Here is a 22111-nt window from a genome sequence, read left to right on the forward strand (position 1 = left end):
CGGGACCCATAACCACCGAATTGAATTTGGCGAAGACAGGCAATGACCACTTTGCGCCACACTGCCACTCGGCGTATGGGTCCCGGCGTTCGCCGGGACGACCCTGAGGCCATGACATGGACCTGATCGCCAACCACATCACCCATCGTTTCGGCGAACTCGCCGTGCTCGACGACGTCTCGTTCACCGTCAGCGCGGGCGAGGTGGTGGCGATCGTGGGGCCCTCGGGCTGCGGCAAGAGCACGCTGCTGTCGATCCTGGGCGGGCTGTTGCTGCCGACCTCCGGCGCGCCCGAGCTGCGTGGATCGCCGCCGGCGGACAGTCTCAATCCGCTCACCTTCGTGTTCCAGGACTTTGCGCTGCTGCCCTGGGCCAATGTGGAGGAGAACGTCGAATTCCCGCTGCTGCACACCCAGCTCTCGGCCGTGCAGCGCCGCGCGCTGGTCGACGACGCCTTGCGCCGCACCGGCCTGACCGATTTTCGCAAAACCTATCCGAAGCAGCTGTCCGGCGGCATGCGCCAGCGCGTCGGCATTTCGCGCGCGCTTGCGGTCAGGCCGGCCATCCTCCTGATGGACGAGCCGTTGTCGGCGCTGGATTCGCAGACCCGCGAACTGCTGATGGAGGATTTCGTCCGGCTGCTCGCCGATGGCGGCATGGGCGCGGTCTATGTCACGCATAATCTCGAAGAGGCGGCGCGGCTTGCCGACCGCATCGTGGTGCTGTCGCGGCGTCCTGGCCGCATTCGCGAAGTCGTGGCGGTGCCGATGACGCGCACTGAGCGCGGTGACATTGCAGCCCGTGAAAAGCTGCTCGCGCTGCAGAACCAGATCTGGTCGCTGATCCGCCACGAGGCGATCGATGCCGAGCGTGAGGTTCAGCATGCTTGATCGCGCGCCAGTGGGGACATCTGCGAAGGCTGACGCGGTCCGACCCGTCCGCTTTCGCGGCGCCGGCTTCGTGCCGGCGAGCAGCCGTTTCGGCGGCTGGATCGCGCTCGCGTTGGTCATTGCGATCTGGCAGGCGGCGGGCAGCACCGGCCTCGTCAATCCGCTGTTCCTGCCACCACCATCGGCGATCGCGCGTGCGATCTACCAGCTCGCGATCTCGGGCGCACTGTGGCAGCACCTTTCCGCGTCGCTCATGCGCATCGGTGTCGGCTGGCTGCTCGGCACGGCGGCCGGTGTCGCGGTCGGCTTTGCCATCGGCCTGTCGCGGCTGGCGCGCAGCGTCGGCATCACCTTCATCTCGGCGCTGTTCCCGATCCCGAAGATCGCGCTGCTGCCGCTGTTGATCCTCTGGCTCGGCATCGGTGAAGAGCCGAAGATCGCGACCATTGCGCTTGGCGTGTTCTTCTCGACCGCGATCTCGGTCTATAGCGGCGTCGACGCGGTGCCGCGCAATCTGATCCGCATGGCGCAAAGCTTCAACGTGCCGTTCGCCACCATCGTGCGCAAGGTGATGTGGCCGGGCGCGCTGCCCGCGATCCTCGCCGGCTTCCGCATCACGTCGTCGGTGGCGCTGCTGCTCGTCGTCAGCGCCGAGATGATCGGCGCGCAATACGGCATCGGCGCGTTCGTGCTGCAGGCCGGCAATTTGATGCAAACGGATCAGCTGCTCGCGGGCGTGGTGATTTTATCGGTGTTTGGGTTGATGGTGGGGCGGGTGATCAACTGGCTGGAGACGCGGCTGCTGCACTGGCGGTGAGGTTTACTCCGTCATTGCGAGCGCAGCGAAGCAATCCAGACTGCCTCCCCGGAAAGACTCTGGATTGCTTCGCTGCGCTCGCAATGACGATGAGGCTGACAGCGCAGCCTAAACGTTCCCGCGATCTTCCCGGAACAAGTCCAGCTTCTGCTGCACGGGGCGATCCGAGAAGCTGAACAGCACCGCGTCCATGTCGGCCTCGTGCGTCACCCATTGCCAGCTCGGCACCACGAACAAATCGCGCGGGCCCCATTCGAAGGTCGCGTCCCCGATGCGGGTACGGCCGTGGCCTTCGATCGGACAGAACACCGTTGCGTCCGTCGCACGATAGCGCGCGGTCTTGAAGCCCTTGGGCAGCAACTGGATGAAGGTGCCGATGGTCGGCATCGCGAAGTCGCCGGTCTCGGGGTTGCTGAATTTCAGCTTCAGCCCGTGACAGGCGTCCCACTCCTGACTCGTGCGGGCTTTCTCCAGTGCTTCGCGCGTGTAGGCATAGGGATAGCTGAAGATCGGCGAGGTCTTCGAGCTCCGCTTCACGTCGACCGGCAGCAGATTGTGGCCGTAGCGCGCGAAGCTGTCGCCGGCGGGCCTCGTAATCTTCTGCTGGTCCTCGTTGGAGCCTTCCGCGAAGGAGCAGTCGAAGAACTGCACCAGCGGAATGTCGAGACCGTCGAGCCAGAACATCGGCTGGTCGGTCTCGTTGGAATGATCGTGCCAGGTCATCGACGGCGTGATGATGAAGTCGCCTTGCTCCATCGCGGTGCGCTCGCCGTCGACCGCGGTGTGGGCGCCCTTGCCTTCGAGCACGAAGCGCAGTGCCGATTGGCTGTGCCGGTGGGCGGGCGCGACGTCGCCGGGCACCACCATCTGCACGCCGGCATAGAGCGACGTGGTGATTTTCGACTGTCCGCGCAGGCCGGGATTTTCCAGCACCAGCACGCGCCGTTCGGCTTCTTTCGCCGTGATCAGTCTGCCGGCTTCGGTCATGTAGTCGCGGATGATGTCGAACTTCCACAGATGCGGCCGGCAAGCGCTCTTCGGCTCCGGCGTGATCAGGTCGCTCATGACGGTCCAGAGCGCGGTGAGATTCTCGCCGTCGATCTTCTTGTAGAACGCCTCGCGTTCCGGCGTCTTGGTCACGGCTTCCATGGTGCGGCTCCCGTCGTTTTGTTGATTGACAGTATACTTACGATCTAGGTAGCGTCAACGTGCGAACGAGAACGAAACGGGAGGGTTCCGATGAAGCTGCACGGCTATTTCCGCTCCAGCGCCGCCTACCGGGTACGGATCGCGCTGAACCTCAAGGGTCTCAGTGCCGAGCACCTGCCGCATCACCTTCGCAAGGGCGAGCAATGCGCGCCGGCCTATCTCGCCATCAATCCGCAGGGCCTGGTGCCCGCGTTGGAGAACGATGCGGGCGCAGTGCTGACCCAATCGCTCGCCATCATCGAATGGCTCGACGAGATCCATCCCAACCCGCCGCTGCTGCCGAGCGATACGCTGCAGCGCGCCAAGGTGAGGGCGTTCGCGTTGGCGATCGCCTGCGACACTCACCCCGTGCAGAATCTGAAGGTGCTGGCGCGGCTGCGCGAGCTCGGCCTTGCGGAGGAGAAGGTTCAGGACTGGGCGGCGTGGGTCAATCGCGAGGGGCTCGCGGCCTGCGAGACGCTGATCAGAAACGAGCCGGGTTCGTTTTGCTTCGGGGATGCGCCGACGCTCGCCGATCTCTGCCTGGTGCCGCAGCTCGCCAATGCGCGCCGGTTCGGCGTCGACGTCTCCGCCTATCCGCGTCTGCTCGAGGCGGAAGCTGCGGCCAAGGCGCTGCCGGCGTTCGTCAACGCCGCGCCGGAGAACCAGCCCGATGCCGAGTAAGCCTGCCCCTCCGATCACGATAGACGCAGTCTATGCCGCGCCGGGCTATCTGTTCCGGCGCATGCAGCAGATCGCGGTCTCGATCTTCATGGAGGAATGCAAGGCGTTCGACCTCACGCCGGTGCAATACGCGGCGCTGATCGCGATCCACACCCATCCCGGCATCGACGCGACGCGGCTGTCCGCGGTGATCGCCTTCGACCGCTCCACGCTCGGCAGCGTGATCGAGCGGCTTCAGGCCAAGGATTTCGTCGAGCGCAGGCCTGCGCTGGAAGACAAGCGGATCAAGCTGCTCTATTTGACCAAATCAGGCGCGGCGATCCTGCGCGACATCATTCCCGCCGTCGAACGCGCCCAGATGCGGATGCTCGAGCCGCTCAAGCCTGCGGACCGCAAGGCGTTGATGGGGCTCCTGCTGCAGCTCGTCGATCTCAACAACGAGGCATCGCGGGTGCCGCTCCGGGCCGAGGACGCGCTGGAGCATCTGGGGAAGGCGGGGTGAGGGGCGGGCGTCAAATACCGCCGTCGTCCCGGCGAAGGCCGGGACCCATAACCACCGAGTTTGGTTTGGCGAAGACAGGCAATGACCTTCTAGCGCCACACTGCTGCCCCGGCGTATGGGTCCCGGCCTTCGCCGGGACGACAGCAAATATGAAGCCGCGCGCCGCCCCTCACATCCTCAACAGCGCCTGCCGGTCGATCTTCCCCGTGCCCGTCTTCGGCAGCTCGTCGATGAAGATCACCTCGCGCGGATATTTGTAGGGAAGCAGCTTGCCCTTGACGTAATCCTGCAGCCGCCGGGTCGCTTCGCTTTGATCGGCTGCGCGGCTGTTCATCACCACGACGGCCTTCAGGGTCATGCGCCGGTCCGGCAGCTCGGCGGCGAACACCGCGCATTCGCGGATGTCCGGGTGGTCGGCGAGGCACAGCTCGACCTCAAGCGGATAGACCCACTGGCCGGAGATCTTGATGAGATCGTCGGCGCGGCCGCGGAAGAAGTGAAAGCCCTCGGCATCGCGGACGAAGCGGTCGCCGGTGTAGATCCAGCCGCCTTCGCGGATGGTCTCGGCGGATTTGTCCGGCCGGTTCCAGTATAGCGGCGTGTTGGAATCGCCGCGCACCCACAAGATGCCTTCCTCGTCGTCGCCGACATCGCGGCCGTCCTTGTCGCGCAGCGCGACCTCGTAGCCGGGCACGCGCAGGCCGGCGGCGCCGAGCTTCTTCTGCTCGGGGCGGTTGGAGAGATAGATGTGCAGCACCTCGGTCGAGCCGAGGCCTTCCACGATCTCGAGACCGGTGAGCGTCTTCCAGCCATTGAAGACGTCGGCCGAGAGCACCTCGGCGGCCGAGAGCGCCATGCGCAGCGACGAGAAGTCGGTCTGGTCGGCACCCTCGGCCTTGGTCAGCGCTGTATAAAGCGTCGGCAGGCCGAAGAAGACCGTCGGCTTGTATTGCTCGATCGCCTTGAAGATCGCCGCGGGCTTCGGCTGGCCCGGCAACAGCAGCGTGGTCGCGCCCGCCGAGAACGGGAAGGTGATCGCATTGCCAAAGCCATAGGCGAAGAAGATTTTTGGCACCGAGAAGCAGATGTCGTCCGGCGTCAGCTTCAAGACGTTCTGCGCAAAGGCGACTTCGCTATAGGCCATGTCGTGCTGGAGATGCACGATGCCTTTGGGCCGGCCAGTCGATCCGGACGAGTACATCCAGAACGCCATCTCGTTGCGATGCGTGTCGGCTTCCGCGAGCTCAGTCGGAAATTGCGGGAGCCAGCCGGCGGCGGAAACGGCGTTTGGTGCTGCGTGATCGCCCACCGCACCATTGACGACCACCAGGGTATGCAGGGCCGTGTCCTTGCAAGCCTCGGCGTTGAACCGTGCACAGAACTCGGCATCCGCCACCGCGACAGAAGCGCCGGAATCGGCGAGATAGAATTGCAGCAGATCCGGCGGCGTCAGCGTGTTGATCAGCAGCGGCACGAAGCCGGCGCGCACCGCGCCGAAGAACGCGGCCGGATAGGCCGGGGTATCATCGAGGAACAGCAGCACGCGATCGCCGCGCTTGAGGCCAAGCGAGGCAAAGCCGTTGCCCCAGCGTCCGGCTTCCGCGCAGAGCTCCGCGTAGGTGCGCGTCCCCGCGGGGCCAATGAGTGCGAGCTTGTCGCCGCGGCCTTTGCCGACATTGTCGAACAGCACGCGGCTGGCATTGTAGACCTGCGGAACGGAAAAGCCGATCTCGCGCGCGCCCGCGCAGTCCGCGGGCACCTGGTCTTTAATCTGCCCGCTCATGCCTCGTCCCCACCGTTCTTGGCGGCTTCGTAGCGCGCCATGAAAGCCGGCGACATCGCGCGCAGGCGGGAGTCGTCGATGCGGCCTGAGCGGGTGATGTAGCTGTAGGCAAAGTCCATCAGGCCCTGCTGCATGTGCTGAGCAAAGTGCTCGTACCAGAACGCGCTGGTCCGCGCGGCGTTGACGAGCTTCTGCACCACCGGCTTTCGCGCGGCCTGGTAGCGATGCAGGGCGGTGGAGAGATGGGCGTCCGATTCCAGCGCCTTGACCAGCGCAATGGCGTCCTCGATCGCGAGCCGCGTGCCAGAGCCGATCGAGAAATGCGCCGAGTGCAGCGCGTCGCCGAGCAGCACCATGTTCTTGAACGACCAGTGCTCGTTCCAGACCCAGGGGAAGTTGCGCCAGACCGATTTATTGGAGACCAGCGAGCGGCCGCCGAGCGTGTCGGCGAACACCTCCTCGCAGACACCTTTGGACTGCTCCACGTCCTTGTAGGCGAAACCGTAGGCCTGCCAGGTCGCGTGATCGCATTCGACCAGGAACGTGCTCATGGTCGGCGAGTAGCGGTAGTGATGGGCGTTGAAGGCGCCGCGGTCGGTTTTGACGAAGGTCTGCGAGAGCGTGTCGAAGCGCTTGGAGGTGCCGTACCAGACGAACTTGTTGGAGGAGTAGGACAGCGAGGTGCCGAAATCGCCCTCGAAGGCGCGGCGTACCAGCGAGTTCAGCCCGTCGGCGGCGACGATCAGATCATGGCCGTTGAGCTGGTCGATGGAGTGGATCGGCGTGTCGAAGCGCGGGGTGACGCCGGCATTGAGCGCGCGCTGCTGCAGGAATCGCAAGAGCTCGAGCCGGCCGATCGAGGAGAAGCCGACACCGTCGATGGCGACGCTGTCGCCGCTCAGGTTCAGCGTGATGTTCTCCCAGCTCTCCATGTGCGGCGCGATCGCGTCGACCGTCTCGGGGTCGTCGGCACGCAGGAATTCCAGGGCCTGGTCCGAGAACACGACGCCAAAGCCCCAGGTCGCGTCGGCCGGGTTCTGTTCGAACAGGTCGACCTGATCCTCGGGGTGACGCTTCTTCCAGAGATAGGCGAAATAGAGCCCACCGGGCCCCCCGCCAATCACGGCGATCCGCAACGTCTGTCCTCCCTGATTGACAGTATACTTACTATCTAGGGGTAGACTAATGTGCTCCGGCTTCCCGCGCCAGCGGAATTATCGGCGAAGCGCGCGGCACGCCGAAGCTCATGTCCGGACACGCGTTTGGCGCGTGTCCGAAGCAGTGACCTCGCGAAGCATATCCAAACCACGCCGGCTTGGCCATCCGCACCGTCAGACGCAGCGCTTCACGTAAACCCCGTCCACCAGCACCCTGGTACAGCGGACCACCGGATCTCACGCTTCTCTAGCGTGCAGCGAACGGCGCCAGCACGTCCTTGCAGGCGGGCGACAGCGACGCGGCGTTGCTGGCAACGCATTGAATGATCCGACCGCCACCTGGCGCCACGCTGCCGCACAGCGTGCGGACATCCTCGCGACATGCGGACTGGACGATGAACAGCTCTTCGCGTGGCCGCAGCGGGCGCAGCACGATCACGGCGGGCGCGGCCGCCGGTGCTGCTGCCGCCGCAGGAGCCGCGCCCGCAGGTGCCGCCGTTGCTGCTGTGCCCCCGCCCCCGGCCGCGGCGGTCACGGCCTTCTCGCAGGCCGGCGAAACCTTTGCCTTGTTCTTCTCCAGGCATTCGAGCGCGGGCGCGCCGCCCGGCGGCACGCTGGCGCACACCTTGGGATAATCGGCGCGGCACGCGCTCTTGACGGCAGCGACCTGCGCGCTGCTCGGCTGTTTGGGCGCAGCCGCCGGCTTTGCGGCGGGAGCGGCTTCAGCCTTCGGCGCGGCAGGCGCGGTCTCCGCCTTGGGTGCAGCCTCCTTGGGTGCAGCTTCGGTCTTCGGCGCCGCAGCTGGCTCGACGGCGCGTACCGCGGTTTGGCATCCCGATGACAGACCGGACATGTTCTTCTGCAGGCATTGATAGGCTTCTACGCCGCCGGGCGTGACGCTCGAACAGTGCGCCATGAAGTCCGAACGGCATGCGGAGCGGATCGCGCTCTTCTGCGCCTCGGTCGGTGCTTGTGCGAACGCGCCTGCTGCAGTTGCGAAGAGAGCCGCCGCCAGCAACGTCCCGCGTGCCGACGCATGTTTCAACATGTTGAACATCTGAGTGAATTCCCGCCCTGTCGGTAACGCCGACAATTTTTCAAATGTGATGCAAACAATGGTCGCGGGTGATGCCGCGCGCGGCATCATTGGCCGCCGCGACCTCTACCGCAAGTAGATATTGGCTTTGCAATTGCGACCTAACTACGTCGTCAGAGCTTGACCATCCGCTTGCCGCGGTTGTCGCCCGCCAGCAATCCGATCAGTGCCTTCGGCGTGTTCTCGAGGCCGTCGATGATGTCCTCCTGCACCTTCAGCTTGCCGGATGTGACCCATGCCTGGAGGTCGGCGAGCGCACGCTGGCTTTCCTTCATGTAGTCCATCACGATGAAGCCCTGCATGACGAGCCGCTTCACCACGATCAGGCCGGGCACGCCGCGCGGGCCGTGTGCCGAGGGCGCGCCGTCATATTGCGAGATCGCGCCGCAGCACGCGATGCGGCCGTAATTGTTCATCTGCGGCAGGCAGGCTTCGAGAATGTCGCCGCCGACATTGTCGAAATAGACGTCGATGCCCTTCGGCGCCGCCGCGCGCAACGCCTTGAACACCGCGCCGTCCTTGTAGTCCACGGCCGCATCGAAGCCGAGCTCGGAGGTCAGCCAGTTGCACTTGTCGGCGCCGCCGGCGATGCCGACCACGCGGCATCCCTTGATCTTCGCGATCTGCCCGACGATCGAGCCGACCGAGCCTGCGGCCGCGGAGACCACGACCGTCTCGCCTTCCTTCGGTTTGCCGATCTCCAGCAGGCCGAAATAGGCGGTGAGGCCGGCAATGCCGAACACGCTGAGCAGATGCGTCATCGGCTCGAGCTTCGGCATCTTGGTGAGATGCTTGGCAGGGACTGCCGCCAACTCCTGCCAGCCGGTGTCGCCGAACACGATGTCGCCCGGCGCAAGCCCCGGCGCCTTTGAACTGACGACCTCGGCGATGGCGCCGCCGGCCATCACGCTGTTGGCTTCGACCGCTGAACGATAGGTCGCGCCGTGCATCCAGGCGCGGTTGGCGGCGTCGAGCGAGATGTATCGCACGCGCAGCAAGGCCTCGCCGTCCTTCGGCTCAGGCACCGCACCTTCGACCAGCTTGAAGTGCTCGGGGCCGAGCTTGCCGCTGGGCTTTTCCACCAAAAGAATCTGACGATTGACGCTGCCGCTCATGATGTTTCCCCTCGGTCGTTTGACGATTATTGATGCAGCTGCCGCAAGAAAAACGTGCAAGCCGCTTTCGTTGTGCGCTGCATGAAGGCTAGATCGCGAGCGCCAGTTGCGCAACGGGAACATCCGCCCCGGCGATCGCACGCCAAGCGTGTTGCGTCATCATCATATCTGCGACATCATGAAGCGGTCGGTGTAGCGGGGGTGTTCAATGTCGAACAGGTTTACGCAATTCATTCTGGTGGCGATGGTGCTCGGCATCATCATGGGCGCGGCGATCTACAATTTCCTGCCCGACACGCGGGGCGACTGGGCCTCGTCCATCAACCTGATCGCCGTGATTTTCCTGCGCCTGATCAAGATGATCATCGCGCCGCTGGTGTTTGCGACCCTGGTCGGCGGCATTGCTCATATGGGTTCGGGCTCCAAGCTTGGCCGCATCTTCGCCAAGACCATGGGCTGGTTCGTCAGCGCCTCTTTCATCTCGCTGATGCTCGGCCTCGTGATGGTCAATCTGCTCCAGCCCGGCGCGAACTTCCCCGGCACGTTGCCTGACAAGGCGCAATCGACCGGCCTGCCGGTTTCCGCCTTCTCGATCGAAAAATTCCTGACCCATCTGATCCCGACCTCGATCGCGGATGCGATGGCGCAGAACGAGATCCTGCAGATCGTGATCTTTGCCGTGTTCTTCTCGGTGGCGATGGGCTCGATGCCCGAGCGCTCCAAGCCGATCCTGGCGCTGATCGATGATATCGGCCACATCATGCTCAAGGTGACGGGCTATGTGATGCTGTTCGCGCCGTTCGCGGTCTGGGCCGCCATCACCGCGACCGTTGCCAAGAACGGCCTGCTGGTGCTCTGGAAGCTCATCGTCTTCATGGGTGGCTTCTATCTCTCGCTCGCGCTGCTGTGGGGCATCCTGGTGGTCGTGGGCTTCATCGTGATCGGGCCGCGCTATGCCCATCTGCTGAAGCTGATCCGCGAGCCGCTGATGATCGCGTTCTCCACCGCGAGCTCCGAAGCGGCCTATCCGAAAACCCTGGAGGGGCTGAACAAGTTCGGCGCCTCGTCGCGGATATCGAGCTTCGTGCTGCCGCTCGGCTATTCCTTCAATCTCGACGGCACGATGATGTACTGCACCTTCGCGAGCGTCTTCATCGCGCAGAGCTACCACATCGACATGCCGCTAGGCACTCAGCTCGCGATGTTGGCGACCCTGATGATCACCTCGAAGGGCGTCGCCGGCGTGCCGCGCGCCTCCCTCGTGGTGATCGCCTCGACGCTGTCGCAGTTCGGCATCCCCGAGGCCGGGCTGTTGATGATCATGGGCATCGACACCTTCCTCGACATGGGCCGCAGCGCCACCAACGTGATCGGCAACACGCTCGCGACCTCGGTCGTTGCCAAGTGGGAAGGCGAGCTCGGGCCCGAGCACGAGCTTGGAGCGGGCGATGCCGTGCCGGGGGACATGATCCCCGGCGAAGTGCCTGCGATGGCCGGCCATTGATCGGAGTGCATCATGCGCCTTTCAATGGCGATATCGGGCGGCTTGTTTTTGGCAGCGTGCCAGCTGGCCACGGGTGCCTCCGCCCAGACCGGTGGCAGCGAAGGGCTTAGCCCGACGCTGTCAGCGATCAAGACCGCGCACACCGTGCGGCTCGGCTATCGCGAGAGCTCGCCGCCGTTCTCCTTCCTCGACCAGGCCAACCGGCCGATCGGCTACAGCCTCGAGCTCTGCGAGGCCATCGTCGAGGAGATCGGCGTCGAGGTCGACGATCCCAATCTCAAGATCGCCTACGTCAAGGTCACCTCGGATGACCGCATCGACGCCGTGCTCCAGAACAAGATCGACCTGGAATGCGGCTCGACCACGGCCAATGCCGAGCGCGGCAAGCGCGTCGCCTTCTCGCCGCTGATGTTCGTCGCCGGCACCAAACTGATGGTGCCGAAGGCCTCCAGCGTCCAGTCACTGACTGATCTGAAGGGCAAGACCATCGTGGTGACGAAGGGCACCACCAACGAGCAGGCGATCCAGGCGGCCGACAAGAAGTCCTCGTTGGGACTGACCATCGTTGTCGGTGCTGATCACGAACAGTCATACCAGATGCTCGTCGACGGCAAAGCCGATGCGTTTGCGACCGACGACATCCTGCTGTCCAGCCTGATCGTGCGCCACAAGGCACAGGACAAGTTCCGCGTCACCGGCGATTACCTGTCCTATGACCCCTACGGCATCATGTTTCGCAAGGGCGAGCCGCAACTGACGGCCGTGGTCGATCGCACCTTCCGCAAGCTCGGCTCCAACCACGACCTCGTCCCGCTCTACAACAAATGGTTCACCGCACGACTTCCGACCGGCGAACGGCTGAACGTGCCGATCTCGCTGCAGCTGGAGGAAGCCTTCAAGGCGATGGACGATTCTGCGAGCGCGAATAACTAGTGCCTGTGCGACGAGCGCCGCTGCGCCCTCGCTTTAAAAGGCAGGGCTATCGCATATGACGTCTCAGCGACCTCTGAGCGAGCGCCTCGTCCTTCGAGACGACCGCTTCGCGGTCTCCTCAGGATGAGGCTCAGCTGCATCCATCTGCGTTGAATGCTGCCGCAGACGCATCCCTCATCCTGAGGGCCCGCCGCAGGCGGGCGTCTCGAAGGATGGCCGCAGTCGAGCTTGCAGCCATATGCTTCGTCATATGCGATCGCCCTGCCATACAAGGGGAGAGGGCGCAGCAACGATCAGCGCGCGCTCACGCGCCCGCGGGTACCTGGTCCAGAAATCCCGTGATGCTCCTGATGCGGCCGTCCTTCAGCACGGCGAAATCGGTCCCCTTGATCGGGCTGTCGATGCCCTCGGGACCAAGGCCCCAACTGAAGCGGACATGGTCGCCGTAGCCGTTGGGCTCGCCGATCAGCTTGAACTTGAAATCGGGGAAGCGCTGCTGCACGCCTGCGATCAGCGCATCGACGCCGTCATGGCCGTCGCCCTTCATCAGGGGATCGACATAGCTCGCATCCGCCGTCCAGTTCTGGCTCAGCAGTTCGCGCCGGCGGCCGGCTGCACGTTCGTTCCAGAGATCGATGTAGCGGCGGGCGATGGTGATGGGGTCGGTCATTGTCGTCTCCTTCGATGGCGCCGTGTCGTTCGGCTGACCTGACTATCGAAGGTTCACGCGCGCTGATCGATTACCTTTGAGGTCATCAGCGCGCGTAAATTTTCCGCGGTTACTTCGCCGCAGTGACCATGATCTCGACGGTGTATTGTGCTGCCGCGAGCTTGGCTTCGACGGTGGCGCGCGCCGGCGTGTTGCCGGGCGAGACCCAGGCGTCCCACACCGCGTTCATCTCGCCAAACGTCTTCATGTCGGTGATGTAGATCGTGGCCGAGAGCAGCTTCGACTTGTCGGTGCCGGCCTTGGCGAGATGGCTGTCGATGGTCGCCAGGATGTCCTGGGTCTGCTTCGTCACACTTTCGCCGGCGGCGTTGTTGGCGACGACACCGGCGAGATAGACGGTGTTGCCGTGCACGACGACCTGGCTCATGCGCGGGCCGGTTTCAAGACGCTGAATGCTCATTGGGAGTCTCCTTTGAATGGCGGCTCTGTCTAGCGCAGCGGCCTGCCCTGTGCCACCCCAGGCACGCATGCGTTGCCGGGCACGCATGCGTTGCCGGGCACGCATGCGTTGCCGGGCACGCATGCGTCGCTGGCTATGCATGCGTCGCGCTTCAAGGAAACTGGCCGAAGAACGTCCAGATCGTCTCGGCGGCGTCGATGTCGCCGTTCTGCGATCCGAGCAAGCTGGCGGCGACTTTCGGGAAGCGGGCATCCGGAGAAAATCCGGGCATGCGGTGACCGCCTTGATTGATGCGATAAAGCACGACGTCGTGCCCTCCAGGACAGCGCGAGGAGATCCGTGTCACCGTGGACTGGTCTGCGGGCGCCCTGTCGGGCAAATCGGTCATGTCGGAATTGTCGGTCTCGCAGCCGTTGAGCTTGCGCCAGAACGCAAGCGTCTCGTCGGTGGACCAGAATCCGTCTGCAGCATAATAGCTCGATCCGCGGCCGCCCTCGTAGGGGACCAGCGGATCGGCCGTGCCGTTCATCAGCAGCATCGGAAGCGGCCGCGACGGATGGCACGTGACCGCGGCCTCATCGGTGAGGTTCATGCTCACGCTCGCGCCGGCAGCAAACAGATCGGCGCGGGCGCAGACCAGCGTCATGGCCATGGCGCCGCCATTGGAGATGCCGGTGACATAGACGCGGCGAGGGTCGGCGGTGCCGTTCGCCACCAGCTTCTCGACGAGCTTTGCGATGAAGGCGACGTCGTCGGTGCCTGCGGGCGGGCCACGGAGCGCCGGTCCCGCCTTGGTCCTCGCATCGGCCCAGGCGTGGTTGAGGCCATCGGGAAAGACCACCGCAAACCCTTCGCGCTTTGCGACCTGCGGCCACGCCGTCCGCGTCATCATGTCGGCGCCGCGCTGGGTCTTGCCATGCAGCACGACGACGAGCGGCACGAGCCGCTTCGCCGGCAATTGCACAGTGTAGGACCGCTTCACGCCGTCGACGTCGATCGTATCGGCGGACGCAGCCGAGGCGGCGGCCAATGCCGCAACAAACGCCGCGATGCGCAGCCGCCACCGCATGATCTAGCCCACGGCCTTCGCCGCGGCCCGGCCCGCATTGCGGCCCGAGAACAGGCAGCCGCCGAGGAATGTGCCTTCCAGCGAACGATAGCCGTGCACGCCGCCGCCGCCAAAGCCGGCGGCTTCGCCCACTGCATAGAGACCGGGGATGACGCTGCCCTCTTCGCCGAACACGCGCGAAGAGAGGTCGGTCTCGAAACCGCCCAGCGTCTTGCGCGTGAGGATGTTGAGCTTGACCGCGATCAGCGGCCCTTGCGCGGGATCTAGGATGCGGTGCGGGGAGGCGGTGCGGATCAGCCTGTCGCCGATATAGCGCCGCGCATTGTGGATGTTCATCACCTGCGCATCCTTGACGTAAGGATTGGCGATCTCACGGTCGCGCGCCTCGATCTGCATCCTGATGTGCTCGAGCTTGAGGAGGTGGCTGCCGGCCAGCTTGTTCATGGCCGCAACGAGGTCCTCGATCTTGTCGCGCACGATGAAGTCGACACCATGGCTTTTGAACGCTTCCACCGGCGCCGGCGCGCCCTTGTTGGTGGCGCGCTTGATGGTCATGCGCCAGCTCTTGCCGGTGAGGTCGGGGTTCTGCTCGGAGCCCGACAGGGCGAACTCCTTCTTGATGATGCTCTGGGTCAGGATGAACCAGGAATAATCGTACCCGGTGGACATGATGTATTGGAGCTGGCCGAGCGTGTCGGAGCCGGGAAACAACGGCGCCGGCAAGCGCGTGCCGGTGGCGTCGAACCACATCGAGGAGGGGCCGGGCAGGATGCGGATGCCGTGACGCGGCCAGATCGGTGACCAGTTCTGGATGCCTTCGACATAATGCCACATGCGGTCGCGGTTGATCAGCCGCGCGCCCGATTTCTCGGTGATGCCGATCATGCGGCCGTCGACATGCTCGGGCACGCCGGAGATCATGAATTTCGGCGGCGCGCCGAGCCGCTTCGGCCAGTTCTGCCGCACCAGATCGTGATTGCCGCCGATGCCGCCGGACGCCACGATCACGGCTTGCGCCTTCAACGCAAACTCGCCGACGATTTTGCGCGACGAGCTCTTGCCGCGCTCGACATTATCCGGGGCGAGAATGGCGCCGCCGACGCCATCCACCGTGCCGTTGGTGATCGAGAGCGCATCGACGCGATGGCGGAACCGAAAGCTCAGCCGGCCGCTTCTGACCGCCTCGCGCGCGCGGCGCTCGAACGGCTCGACGATGCCGGGCCCGGTGCCCCAGGTGACATGAAAGCGCGGCACCGAATTGCCGTGGCCCATCGCGTCATAGCCGCCGCGCTCGGCCCATCCGACCACGGGGAAGATGCGATGGCCCATCGCGCGCAGCCAAGCGCGCTTCTCGCCGGCCGCGAACGCCACATAGGCCTCGGCCCATTGCCGCGGCCAGAAATCCTCGTCACGGTCGAACCCGGCGGTGCCGAGCCAGTCCTGCATCGCGAGATCGAAGGAGTCCTTGATGCCGAGCCGGCGCTGCTCCGGCGAATCGACCAGGAACAATCCGCCGAACGACCAGAATGCCTGGCCGCCGAGCGACTGCTCGCCCTCCTGGTCGACCACGATCACGCGCTTGCCGGCGTCCGCGATCTCGGTTGCGGCCACGAGGCCCGACAGTCCTGCGCCGACAACGATGACGTCAGTCTCTTCAGTCATCTGTTCGGCCATATGTTTCCCCCTTCATGTGTTTCCCCCTCCAGGTTCCCCCCTGTAGTTGCCCGGATTGAAGCCGGCGGTTGCAACTGAGATCAAGAGGACGGCGCGCAAGACATCGTTAACTTGTTCCACTTCGGGAAAAAGACCGGCTGAGTGCAGCGCCGGCGCAACACTGGATTTGAATTTGTTTTGAGCGAGCCGGCATGCCTAGACAAAACCGCGGTTACGACGGACCCTAGCAGGGCATCACCACCTGACACACAGATTCGAATTCGACTGGGGCGGGGGCCAATGAAGTTTCTGACGGGGTTGCTTGCGGCGGTTCTCCTGATCGCGAGCATGGGCGCTTCTCACGCGGTGGTTCGGATCGCGGATGACCGCGGTGGCCGGATCGGAACCTACGTCGACAAATACCAGGACCTGCGGCAGTCGGGCGACACCGTCATCATCGACGGTCTCTGCGCCTCTGCCTGCACCATCGTCCTCGGCGCCATCCCGCCCGACCGCATCTGCGTGACGTCGCACGCGACACTTGGCTTCCACGCGGCCTGGGATTTCGGCAGCAACGGCCGCGCCGTCACCAATACCGAAGCGACCCAGATGCTCTATGCGATGTATCCCTCGCAGGTGAAACGCTGGATCAATCAGCGCGGCGGCCTCACCCCGCATATGCTGTTCCTGAAGGGCAGGCAGCTCCAGGCCATGTACAAGCCCTGCTACCTCGACGCGCAGGCCTCGGCCAACAAGCCGTCGCCGCGGTAGGCCGCAGTCGGTCGTTTTCAGCGCTGATCTCTATCCTTCGTCATGGCCGGGCTTGTCCCGGCCATCCACGTTCTTGGCCCGGGCGAGAATTACGTGGATGCCCGGGCCTTCGCCTCGCCGAAGCCGCTTCGGCCGCGCAGGCGGGACAAGCCCGGGCATGACGGAGATCCTCCGCACCAATTGATCTCTGGCCCGCCCACCGTGCTTGCCCGGCCCCGCCCCAGCGCCTATTTGAGAGCCAGGGAACCCTTCACCCCGATCGTTGTCATGGCTCAACCACTGCACCCCGCCCATCCTGTATCGGACAATTCGCCCACTGCCGGCCGGATGCCGTTCGTGCTGCTGTTGGCGGGTGCTGGCGTCGGCGGCCTGGTCGTGCTCGGCGTGCTCGCGCTCTGGTTCCACTACGGCAGCCAGGTGTTCTTCGAAATGATCAGGACCGGTTTCGCCGCCTGCTTCTGACCCGCGACAGGAAGTTTTCCGCCCATGAGCTCCGCCGCCCGTCCGCTGGTGATCGCGACCGCCTTCGCCGCAAGCCTCATCCTCGGGCTGCTGATCGTATTCTGGGCCATGGGCGGGGTCAGCAAGGTGGCGCAGCCGGCCGCGATCGGCGGCCCGTTCCAGCTCACCGACCAGAACGGCAAGGCCATCACCGACAAGAACCTCAAGGGCAAGCCGACCCTGATCTTCTTCGGCTACACCCATTGCCCCGACGTCTGCCCGACCTCGCTGTTCGAGATCTCGGAAGTGCTGCGCGCGATGGGTAAGGACGCCGACAAGGTCAATGCCGTCTTCATCTCGGTCGATCCCGAGCGCGATACGCCGGCGGCGATGAAGGAATATCTGTCGAGCTTCGACCCGCACCTCGAGGGCCTCAGCGGCGATCCTGCCGAGACCGCCAAGGTGATCACCTCCTACCGGGTCTACGCCAAGAAGGTCCCGACCAAGGACGGTGACTACACCATGGACCACACCGCGTTGATCTACCTGATGGACCGCGACGGCCGCTTCGTCTCGCCGTTCAACCTGAAGCGCACGCCTGAAGAGGCCGCGGTGGACTTGAAGCGGTATCTATAGGCTTCCCTATTGGCCGCAATCCGCGCTCGCGTTCCCGGCCGGATGGGCTATAAGGCCCTCCGATCCCAACGAAATTCGTTCATTTTCAGCCGATGGCTCCATCGCAACAGGCGAAATCGTCCAAATCCGCCCGTGGCTTGCTGACCGGGCTGGTCGCCGGCGTCTGCCTGCTCGCTGCTGCGCCGTGCGCGCAGGCGCAGGCCCCGGCCAAGCAGCCCCCAACGGCGCCGCAAGCCTCACCCCCGGTCGCGCCGCAAGCCGCCCCGCAGGCCGTACCGGGCTTCTGGGACCCGCGGCGGCGGCCGGAGCGGCCGGATTTGTCGCGCCTGACCGTGATCCGTTTCCTGACCGAGACCGATTATCCGCCGTTCAACTATACCGGCGCCGACGGCAATCCGGCCGGCTTCAACGTCGACTTTGCCCGCGCGCTGTGTGAGGAGATCAAGGTCACCTGCACGGTGCAGATGCGCCGCTTCGAGACGCTGGTTGACGCGCTCGCCTCCAACCGGGGCGACGCCATCATCGCCTCGATGGCGGTGAGCCCGCAGCTGCGCGCCCGGGTCGACTTCACCGACCCCTATTACCGCGTGCCGGCGCGCTTCGCTTCGCGCAAGGACGCGGTGATGCCGGAGATCCGGCCCGAATATCTCGAAGGCAAGAAAGTCGGCGTCATCGCCGGCTCCGCGCATGAAGCCTATCTCAAGGCGATGTTCACCGACGCCGAGCTGCACCCCTATCCCAACGACGACGCCATGCGCGGCGCCTTGCGCAAGGGCGAGGTCGATTTCATCTTCGGCGACGCCATCGCGCTGGCGTTCTGGATCAACGGCACCGATTCCGGCGATTGCTGCGCCTTCTCCGGCGGTCCCTTCCTCGAAAGCCGCTTCTTCGGCGAAGGCATCGGCATCGCCGTGCGCAAGGGCAACGATGTGCTGCGCCAAGCCCTGAACTGGGCGATGTTCCGCGTCTGGGAGAAGGGCCGCTACACCGATCTGTGGCTGCGGTATTTCTCGGTGAGCCCGTTTTAGCTCTTCGCCTCTCCCCGCCTGCGGGGAGAGGCCGGAATTTGCGAGAGCAAATTCCGGGTGAGGGGGAGTCTCCGCGAGTCCGTCTCTCACCGTGATTGCGGAAGCAGCCCCTCACCCCAACCCTCTCCCCGTAAGAACGGGGCGAGGGAGTAAGCGCGGCGAAGGCCGCACCACCTTTTGCATTCTGCCCGGAAATCGCTATTTTCCGCGCCCCGGAGGCCCCTTAGATGTCCGTTGTCGATCTTGCCGCGAACCCGAGCGATCTGCGTGCGCTCGCCGAACAATCCAACGCCTGGCCGTTCGAGCAGGCGAAGGCCATTGTCGCGCGGCTGAAGAAAAGCCCGAAGGACGAGGTGCTGTTCGAGACCGGCTACGGGCCATCAGGCCTGCCGCATATCGGCACCTTCGGCGAGGTCGCGCGCACCTCGATGGTGCGGCACGCCTTTCATGTGCTGACCGAGAACAAGATCAAGACGCGCCTGCTCGCGTTCTCCGACGACATGGACGGGTTTCGGAAAGTGCCCGACAACGTCCCCAATAAGGAGATGCTGGCCGCGCATCTCGGCAAGCCGCTGACACGCGTGCCGGATCCGTTCTCAAACGAGTATCCGTCGTTCGGGCACCACAACAATGCGCGGCTGCGCGCCTTCCTCGATCATTTCGGCTTCGACTACGAGTTCGCGAGCTCGACCGACTATTACACGTCCGGCCGTTTCGACGCGACGCTGCTCAAGATGTTAGCGGCCTACGACAAGGTGATGGCAATCATTCTGCCGACGCTCGGACCCGACCGCCGCGCGACCTATTCGCCGTTCCTCCCCATCAGCAAGACCACGGGTGTGGTGCTGCAGGTGCCGATGATCCGCCGCGACGTTGCGGCCGGCACCGTGACCTATCTCGATCCCGATACCAACCAGGAAGTCGAGACCCCGGTCACCGGCGGCAACGTCAAGTGCCAGTGGAAGGCCGATTGGGCGATGCGCTGGGTCGCGCTCGGCGTCGATTACGAGATGGCCGGCAAGGATTTGATCGACTCGGTCAAACTCTCCGGTGCGATCGCGAGGGCGCTCGGCGCCACGCCGCCGGAAGGCTTCAACTACGAGCTCTTCCTCGACGACAAGGGCCAGAAGATCTCGAAGTCGAAGGGCAACGGGCTGACCATCGACGAATGGCTGCGCTACGCCTCGCCGGAATCGCTGTCGCTGTTCATGTATCGCGAGCCGAAGGCGGCCAAGCGGCTGTATTTCGACGTCATCCCGCGCAACGTCGACGACTACCAGCAGTTCATCGACGGCTATGCCAAGCAGGACGCCAAGCAGCAGCTCGGCAATCCGGTCTGGCATGTCCACAGCGGCCATCCGCCGAAGTTCGATATGCCCGTCACGTTCCAGCTCCTGCTGACGCTGGTGTCGTCGTCGAATGCGGAGAATGCCGAGACGCTGTGGGGTTTCATTGGCCGCTATCGGCCCGGCGTGAGCCCGCAGACGCATCCCAAGCTCGATGCGATGGTCGGCTATGCCATCAATTATTATCGCGACTTCGTCGCGCCGACGAAGACGTTCCGCGAACCGACCGAGACCGAGCGCGCGGCGCTGCAGGATTTGCGGGATGCATTATCGCAGCTGCCGCAGGACGCCTCGGCCGAGGACATCCAGAACGTCGTCTACGAGATCGGCCGGCGCGAGCCGTTCCTCGACCAGGTCAAGAAGGGCAAGGACGGCCGTCCCGGCGTGACACTCGACTGGTTCAACATGCTCTACCAGGTGCTGCTCGGCCAGGAAAAGGGCCCGCGCTTCGGCTCCTTTGTCGCGGTGTATGGCGTGCAGAACGCGGTGAACATGATCGACGGCGCGCTGGCGCGGAGTGCGTGACGCGACAGCTTCCGTTCTAGCGACCTCGTAGCCCGGATGAGCGTAGCGACATCCGGGACCGCTGGTGCGGCTAGCTAGCAAAAACCCCGGATGTCGCTTCGCTCATCCGGGCTACGGACCTTCGCCCGCAGCTCAGATCGACCGCAGCACGTAGCGCCGGTTGTCCTTCTGCACCGGGCGCGCGTTCATCGGATAGAGCTTTGCGAACGCGGCGACATCGGTGGCCGACACCTGGATCGGGTTGGTCAGCAGCAGCCATTCGACGACCTCCGAACAGGGTGGCGTCGTCAGCGAGCCGGGATAGCGGAAGTAGCTGAGCTTCGTGGGCAGCATGGCGTGGGGATCGATGGTCGTATCCGCCTTCACGGCGGGGCCCTCGGCGGCCGGCATGGTCTTGACGATCTTGGCGAAGGCCAGGTTCGGCCTGCCCTCGGCGATCAGCACGCCGACCACGGCGAGCCCGCCGGCCTCGTTGCGATGGACGAAATGCGCCTCCATCGGAAAATTCTTGCCGCCGATCATGTGCTCGCTCGGCCGGTGGAAATGCACCTGGAGCAGCTTGTATTTGACGTCGCCGAGCGTGAGCGTGCTGCCCTCGGCGAAGTTGAGCTGGATCGTGTGCCCGTTGTTGATGATGGTGTCGGCGCTCTTGCCCCAGTTCAGCTTCAGCGCTGGTAGTTGCGATTTGACCGTCGCCTCGATGTCGATCGGCGATTGTTGCAGGCCGACCGCGCAGGCTTTGTTGGCCGCGTCGAGATCGCCCCATTTGGCGCCGGCGCCTTCGTAGCTCCAATGCGCACCTTCGGCGGCGAAGGCCGGCTTGCAGAGCGGACAAAGCGCAAGGCCCGCGAGGGCCTTCAATGCGTGACGGCGGTTCATCATATTCCCCCTAACATGAATTTGCTCGGCAATGAGTGGCGGCAACCTATGCGAGAGAGATGATGAGTCGCAAGGCTGCCCGCGGCGAATGCGGCGCGGCTGACGCCATCGCCCGGTCACGACGCCCAAGCGAGACCCGATCACTGGCTCGCCCACACGATCCGCGCCATCCAGCCGACCTCGCTCGCCGTCATCCTGCGTTCGGCCTGAGAGGTATCGAGCGGCTGCAACTCCAGGCCCTTTGCCGTGCGGCGCTTCAGCGTCGCCACCGCCACCTCGCCCGCCTTGGTCTTCACCACCACGCGATCCCCTTTGCGGATCGGCGCGCCGGGGGCGACCAGGATGATGTCGCCGTCGCGATAGGCGGGCGCAAGCGCTTCGCCGGAAATCTGCAGCGCGAAGCTGTGGTTGCCCTCGACGTCGGGAAGGGCAAACTCGGTCCAGCCCTTGCCGGTGGGAAAGCCGGACTCGTCGAAGGCGCTGCTCGCGCCGGCCAGCGCGAAGCCGAGCAGCGGCACCGAGCGGCCGCCGCCTGCCTCGTCGGCGACCAGCCTTGCAAAGGTGTCGATCGACGAATCTGCCGCCGCCAGCGCTTTCGCGATCGATTCGGTCGAGGGCCAGCGCTCGCGGCCGTCGGAGGTGACGCGCTTGGACTTGTTGAAGGTGGTGGGATCGAGCCCGGCGCGCTTGGCGAGGCCGGACGGCGACAGGCCGGCATGCGCCGCCAGCCGATCCAGCGCGCCCCAGATCTGGTCGTGGGTGAGCATCCTCTGCGCTTTGGCCTGCTTGACCATGGAAGGTCCAGCCCGTCGCAACTCAGGAAAACTATCCTCAAATCAACCGGTTTTCCGTTTTCGGTGCAAGAGGCGGCGTCTAAGTCTTGAGTTCGGCAGGGGTGGCCTTTACGGTCCCGCCCGGGATTTAACGACCCACGAGAGACGAAAATCCCCAGGAGACTCAAAGA

The 22111-nt window shown here is 64.6% G+C and carries 22 protein-coding genes; 11 read left to right on the forward strand and 11 right to left on the reverse strand.

Going from position 1 to position 22111, the window contains the following annotated elements:
• The first annotated feature begins 116 nt into the window (after positions 1–116).
• On the forward strand, positions 117–890 hold the full coding sequence (locus AC0L20_RS30225) for an ABC transporter ATP-binding protein (protein WP_473294252.1): 774 nt from the start codon (positions 117–119) through the stop codon (positions 888–890).
• Positions 883–1707: an ABC transporter permease gene (locus AC0L20_RS30230; protein ID WP_473294253.1), complete on the forward strand. Its 825-nt coding sequence runs from the start codon at positions 883–885 to the stop codon at positions 1705–1707. Before AC0L20_RS30225 ends, AC0L20_RS30230 begins: the two co-directional genes overlap by 8 nt.
• A gap of 108 nt (positions 1708–1815) precedes the next feature.
• On the opposite strand, the gene gtdA is transcribed toward AC0L20_RS30230, so the two are convergent.
• The gene (gene gtdA / locus AC0L20_RS30235) at positions 1816–2856 is read right to left on the reverse strand and encodes a gentisate 1,2-dioxygenase (RefSeq protein WP_473294254.1); all 1041 of its coding nucleotides are present in this window, start codon (positions 2854–2856) and stop codon (positions 1816–1818) included.
• A gap of 90 nt (positions 2857–2946) precedes the next feature.
• Here gtdA and maiA point away from each other — a divergent pair, with 90 nt between their 5' ends.
• Positions 2947–3579 (forward strand): maleylacetoacetate isomerase, encoded by a 633-nt coding sequence (gene maiA / locus AC0L20_RS30240; RefSeq protein WP_473294255.1) that lies wholly within the window; start codon positions 2947–2949, stop codon positions 3577–3579.
• The gene (locus tag AC0L20_RS30245; RefSeq protein ID WP_473294256.1) at positions 3569–4081 is read left to right on the forward strand and encodes a MarR family winged helix-turn-helix transcriptional regulator; all 513 of its coding nucleotides are present in this window, start codon (positions 3569–3571) and stop codon (positions 4079–4081) included. Before maiA ends, AC0L20_RS30245 begins: the two co-directional genes overlap by 11 nt.
• Before the next feature lie 169 nt (positions 4082–4250).
• Here the strand turns inward: AC0L20_RS30245 and AC0L20_RS30250 are convergent, their stop codons facing one another.
• The 4 genes from AC0L20_RS30250 to AC0L20_RS30265 all read right to left on the reverse strand — a co-directional run bounded on the left by AC0L20_RS30250 (position 4251) and on the right by AC0L20_RS30265 (position 9232).
• Positions 4251–5864, reverse strand: coding sequence for a benzoate-CoA ligase family protein (locus tag AC0L20_RS30250; protein ID WP_473294257.1), 1614 nt, complete (start codon positions 5862–5864; stop codon positions 4251–4253).
• Positions 5861–7000 carry an FAD-dependent monooxygenase gene (locus AC0L20_RS30255; RefSeq protein ID WP_473294258.1) on the reverse strand — a complete coding sequence of 380 codons (1140 nt, stop codon included), beginning with the start codon at positions 6998–7000 and terminating at the stop codon, positions 5861–5863. The genes AC0L20_RS30250 and AC0L20_RS30255 overlap by 4 nt, the downstream gene beginning before the upstream one ends.
• Positions 7001–7268: 268 nt before the next feature.
• Positions 7269–8078: a cysteine rich repeat-containing protein gene (locus tag AC0L20_RS30260; RefSeq protein WP_473294259.1), complete on the reverse strand. Its 810-nt coding sequence runs from the start codon at positions 8076–8078 to the stop codon at positions 7269–7271.
• Positions 8079–8230: 152 nt separating this feature from the next.
• A complete protein-coding gene (locus tag AC0L20_RS30265; RefSeq protein WP_247405921.1) occupies positions 8231–9232 on the reverse strand; it encodes an NADP-dependent oxidoreductase in 1002 nt (333 codons plus the stop codon).
• Positions 9233–9440: 208 nt separating this feature from the next.
• On the opposite strand from AC0L20_RS30265, the gene AC0L20_RS30270 reads away from it, so the two are divergent.
• Entirely contained in the window at positions 9441–10736 is a 1296-nt protein-coding gene (locus tag AC0L20_RS30270) for a dicarboxylate/amino acid:cation symporter (protein ID WP_473294261.1), read from the forward strand.
• Positions 10737–10748: 12 nt separating this feature from the next.
• Positions 10749–11669 carry an amino acid ABC transporter substrate-binding protein gene (locus AC0L20_RS30275; RefSeq protein WP_027569995.1) on the forward strand — a complete coding sequence of 307 codons (921 nt, stop codon included), beginning with the start codon at positions 10749–10751 and terminating at the stop codon, positions 11667–11669.
• Positions 11670–11973: 304 nt separating this feature from the next.
• On the opposite strand, the gene AC0L20_RS30280 is transcribed toward AC0L20_RS30275, so the two are convergent.
• The 4 genes from AC0L20_RS30280 to AC0L20_RS30295 form a co-directional block, all read right to left on the reverse strand.
• On the reverse strand, positions 11974–12339 hold the full coding sequence (locus tag AC0L20_RS30280) for a nuclear transport factor 2 family protein (RefSeq protein WP_063994233.1): 366 nt from the start codon (positions 12337–12339) through the stop codon (positions 11974–11976).
• A gap of 109 nt (positions 12340–12448) precedes the next feature.
• A complete protein-coding gene (locus AC0L20_RS30285; protein ID WP_007599359.1) occupies positions 12449–12799 on the reverse strand; it encodes a RidA family protein in 351 nt (116 codons plus the stop codon).
• A gap of 151 nt (positions 12800–12950) precedes the next feature.
• The gene (locus AC0L20_RS30290) at positions 12951–13868 is read right to left on the reverse strand and encodes an extracellular catalytic domain type 1 short-chain-length polyhydroxyalkanoate depolymerase (protein WP_473294262.1); all 918 of its coding nucleotides are present in this window, start codon (positions 13866–13868) and stop codon (positions 12951–12953) included.
• Positions 13869–13871: 3 nt separating this feature from the next.
• Positions 13872–15530, reverse strand: coding sequence for an FAD-binding dehydrogenase (locus AC0L20_RS30295; RefSeq protein ID WP_473294281.1), 1659 nt, complete (start codon positions 15528–15530; stop codon positions 13872–13874).
• A gap of 291 nt (positions 15531–15821) precedes the next feature.
• Here AC0L20_RS30295 and AC0L20_RS30300 point away from each other — a divergent pair, with 291 nt between their 5' ends.
• From AC0L20_RS30300 to AC0L20_RS30320, 5 genes are all read left to right on the forward strand, one after another.
• A complete protein-coding gene (locus AC0L20_RS30300; protein WP_027569999.1) occupies positions 15822–16292 on the forward strand; it encodes a Clp protease/crotonase-like domain-containing protein in 471 nt (156 codons plus the stop codon).
• A gap of 267 nt (positions 16293–16559) precedes the next feature.
• Positions 16560–16754: a hypothetical protein gene (locus AC0L20_RS30305; protein WP_027570000.1), complete on the forward strand. Its 195-nt coding sequence runs from the start codon at positions 16560–16562 to the stop codon at positions 16752–16754.
• Positions 16755–16778: 24 nt separating this feature from the next.
• A complete protein-coding gene (locus AC0L20_RS30310) occupies positions 16779–17369 on the forward strand; it encodes an SCO family protein (RefSeq protein WP_473294263.1) in 591 nt (196 codons plus the stop codon).
• A 92-nt stretch (positions 17370–17461) separates the two neighbouring features.
• A complete protein-coding gene (locus AC0L20_RS30315) occupies positions 17462–18397 on the forward strand; it encodes a transporter substrate-binding domain-containing protein (protein WP_473294264.1) in 936 nt (311 codons plus the stop codon).
• A gap of 227 nt (positions 18398–18624) precedes the next feature.
• Complete coding sequence (locus AC0L20_RS30320; RefSeq protein WP_473294265.1) at positions 18625–20268, forward strand: lysine--tRNA ligase; 1644 nt, start codon at positions 18625–18627, stop codon at positions 20266–20268.
• A 132-nt stretch (positions 20269–20400) separates the two neighbouring features.
• Here the strand turns inward: AC0L20_RS30320 and AC0L20_RS30325 are convergent, their stop codons facing one another.
• Both AC0L20_RS30325 and AC0L20_RS30330 read right to left on the reverse strand, forming a co-directional pair.
• On the reverse strand, positions 20401–21147 hold the full coding sequence (locus tag AC0L20_RS30325) for a carbonic anhydrase (protein WP_473294266.1): 747 nt from the start codon (positions 21145–21147) through the stop codon (positions 20401–20403).
• 140 nt (positions 21148–21287) lie between these two features.
• Complete coding sequence (locus AC0L20_RS30330) at positions 21288–21941, reverse strand: S24 family peptidase (protein WP_473294267.1); 654 nt, start codon at positions 21939–21941, stop codon at positions 21288–21290.
• Positions 21942–22111: the final 170 nt, after the last annotated feature.

The organism is Bradyrhizobium sp. Kon58 (genome assembly GCF_055807455.1).

What these genes read in the sequence shown, in the direction of transcription:
- AC0L20_RS30225 (WP_473294252.1), top strand. Translation starts at nt 117, where the DNA reads ATGGACCTGATCGCCAACCACATCACCCATCGTTTCGGCGAACTCGCC.
- AC0L20_RS30230 (WP_473294253.1), top strand. Translation starts at nt 883, where the DNA reads ATGCTTGATCGCGCGCCAGTGGGGACATCTGCGAAGGCTGACGCGGTC.
- gtdA (WP_473294254.1), bottom strand. Translation starts at nt 2,856, where the DNA reads ATGGAAGCCGTGACCAAGACGCCGGAACGCGAGGCGTTCTACAAGAAG.
- maiA (WP_473294255.1), top strand. Translation starts at nt 2,947, where the DNA reads ATGAAGCTGCACGGCTATTTCCGCTCCAGCGCCGCCTACCGGGTACGG.
- AC0L20_RS30245 (WP_473294256.1), top strand. Translation starts at nt 3,569, where the DNA reads ATGCCGAGTAAGCCTGCCCCTCCGATCACGATAGACGCAGTCTATGCC.
- AC0L20_RS30250 (WP_473294257.1), bottom strand. Translation starts at nt 5,864, where the DNA reads ATGAGCGGGCAGATTAAAGACCAGGTGCCCGCGGACTGCGCGGGCGCG.
- AC0L20_RS30260 (WP_473294259.1), bottom strand. Translation starts at nt 8,078, where the DNA reads ATGTTCAACATGTTGAAACATGCGTCGGCACGCGGGACGTTGCTGGCG.
- AC0L20_RS30265 (WP_247405921.1), bottom strand. Translation starts at nt 9,232, where the DNA reads ATGAGCGGCAGCGTCAATCGTCAGATTCTTTTGGTGGAAAAGCCCAGC.
- AC0L20_RS30270 (WP_473294261.1), top strand. Translation starts at nt 9,441, where the DNA reads ATGTCGAACAGGTTTACGCAATTCATTCTGGTGGCGATGGTGCTCGGC.
- AC0L20_RS30275 (WP_027569995.1), top strand. Translation starts at nt 10,749, where the DNA reads ATGCGCCTTTCAATGGCGATATCGGGCGGCTTGTTTTTGGCAGCGTGC.
- AC0L20_RS30280 (WP_063994233.1), bottom strand. Translation starts at nt 12,339, where the DNA reads ATGACCGACCCCATCACCATCGCCCGCCGCTACATCGATCTCTGGAAC.
- AC0L20_RS30285 (WP_007599359.1), bottom strand. Translation starts at nt 12,799, where the DNA reads ATGAGCATTCAGCGTCTTGAAACCGGCCCGCGCATGAGCCAGGTCGTC.
- AC0L20_RS30290 (WP_473294262.1), bottom strand. Translation starts at nt 13,868, where the DNA reads ATGCGGTGGCGGCTGCGCATCGCGGCGTTTGTTGCGGCATTGGCCGCC.
- AC0L20_RS30295 (WP_473294281.1), bottom strand. Translation starts at nt 15,530, where the DNA reads ATGACTGAAGAGACTGACGTCATCGTTGTCGGCGCAGGACTGTCGGGC.
- AC0L20_RS30300 (WP_027569999.1), top strand. Translation starts at nt 15,822, where the DNA reads ATGAAGTTTCTGACGGGGTTGCTTGCGGCGGTTCTCCTGATCGCGAGC.
- AC0L20_RS30305 (WP_027570000.1), top strand. Translation starts at nt 16,560, where the DNA reads ATGGCTCAACCACTGCACCCCGCCCATCCTGTATCGGACAATTCGCCC.
- AC0L20_RS30310 (WP_473294263.1), top strand. Translation starts at nt 16,779, where the DNA reads ATGAGCTCCGCCGCCCGTCCGCTGGTGATCGCGACCGCCTTCGCCGCA.
- AC0L20_RS30315 (WP_473294264.1), top strand. Translation starts at nt 17,462, where the DNA reads ATGGCTCCATCGCAACAGGCGAAATCGTCCAAATCCGCCCGTGGCTTG.
- AC0L20_RS30320 (WP_473294265.1), top strand. Translation starts at nt 18,625, where the DNA reads ATGTCCGTTGTCGATCTTGCCGCGAACCCGAGCGATCTGCGTGCGCTC.
- AC0L20_RS30325 (WP_473294266.1), bottom strand. Translation starts at nt 21,147, where the DNA reads ATGAACCGCCGTCACGCATTGAAGGCCCTCGCGGGCCTTGCGCTTTGT.
- AC0L20_RS30330 (WP_473294267.1), bottom strand. Translation starts at nt 21,941, where the DNA reads ATGGTCAAGCAGGCCAAAGCGCAGAGGATGCTCACCCACGACCAGATC.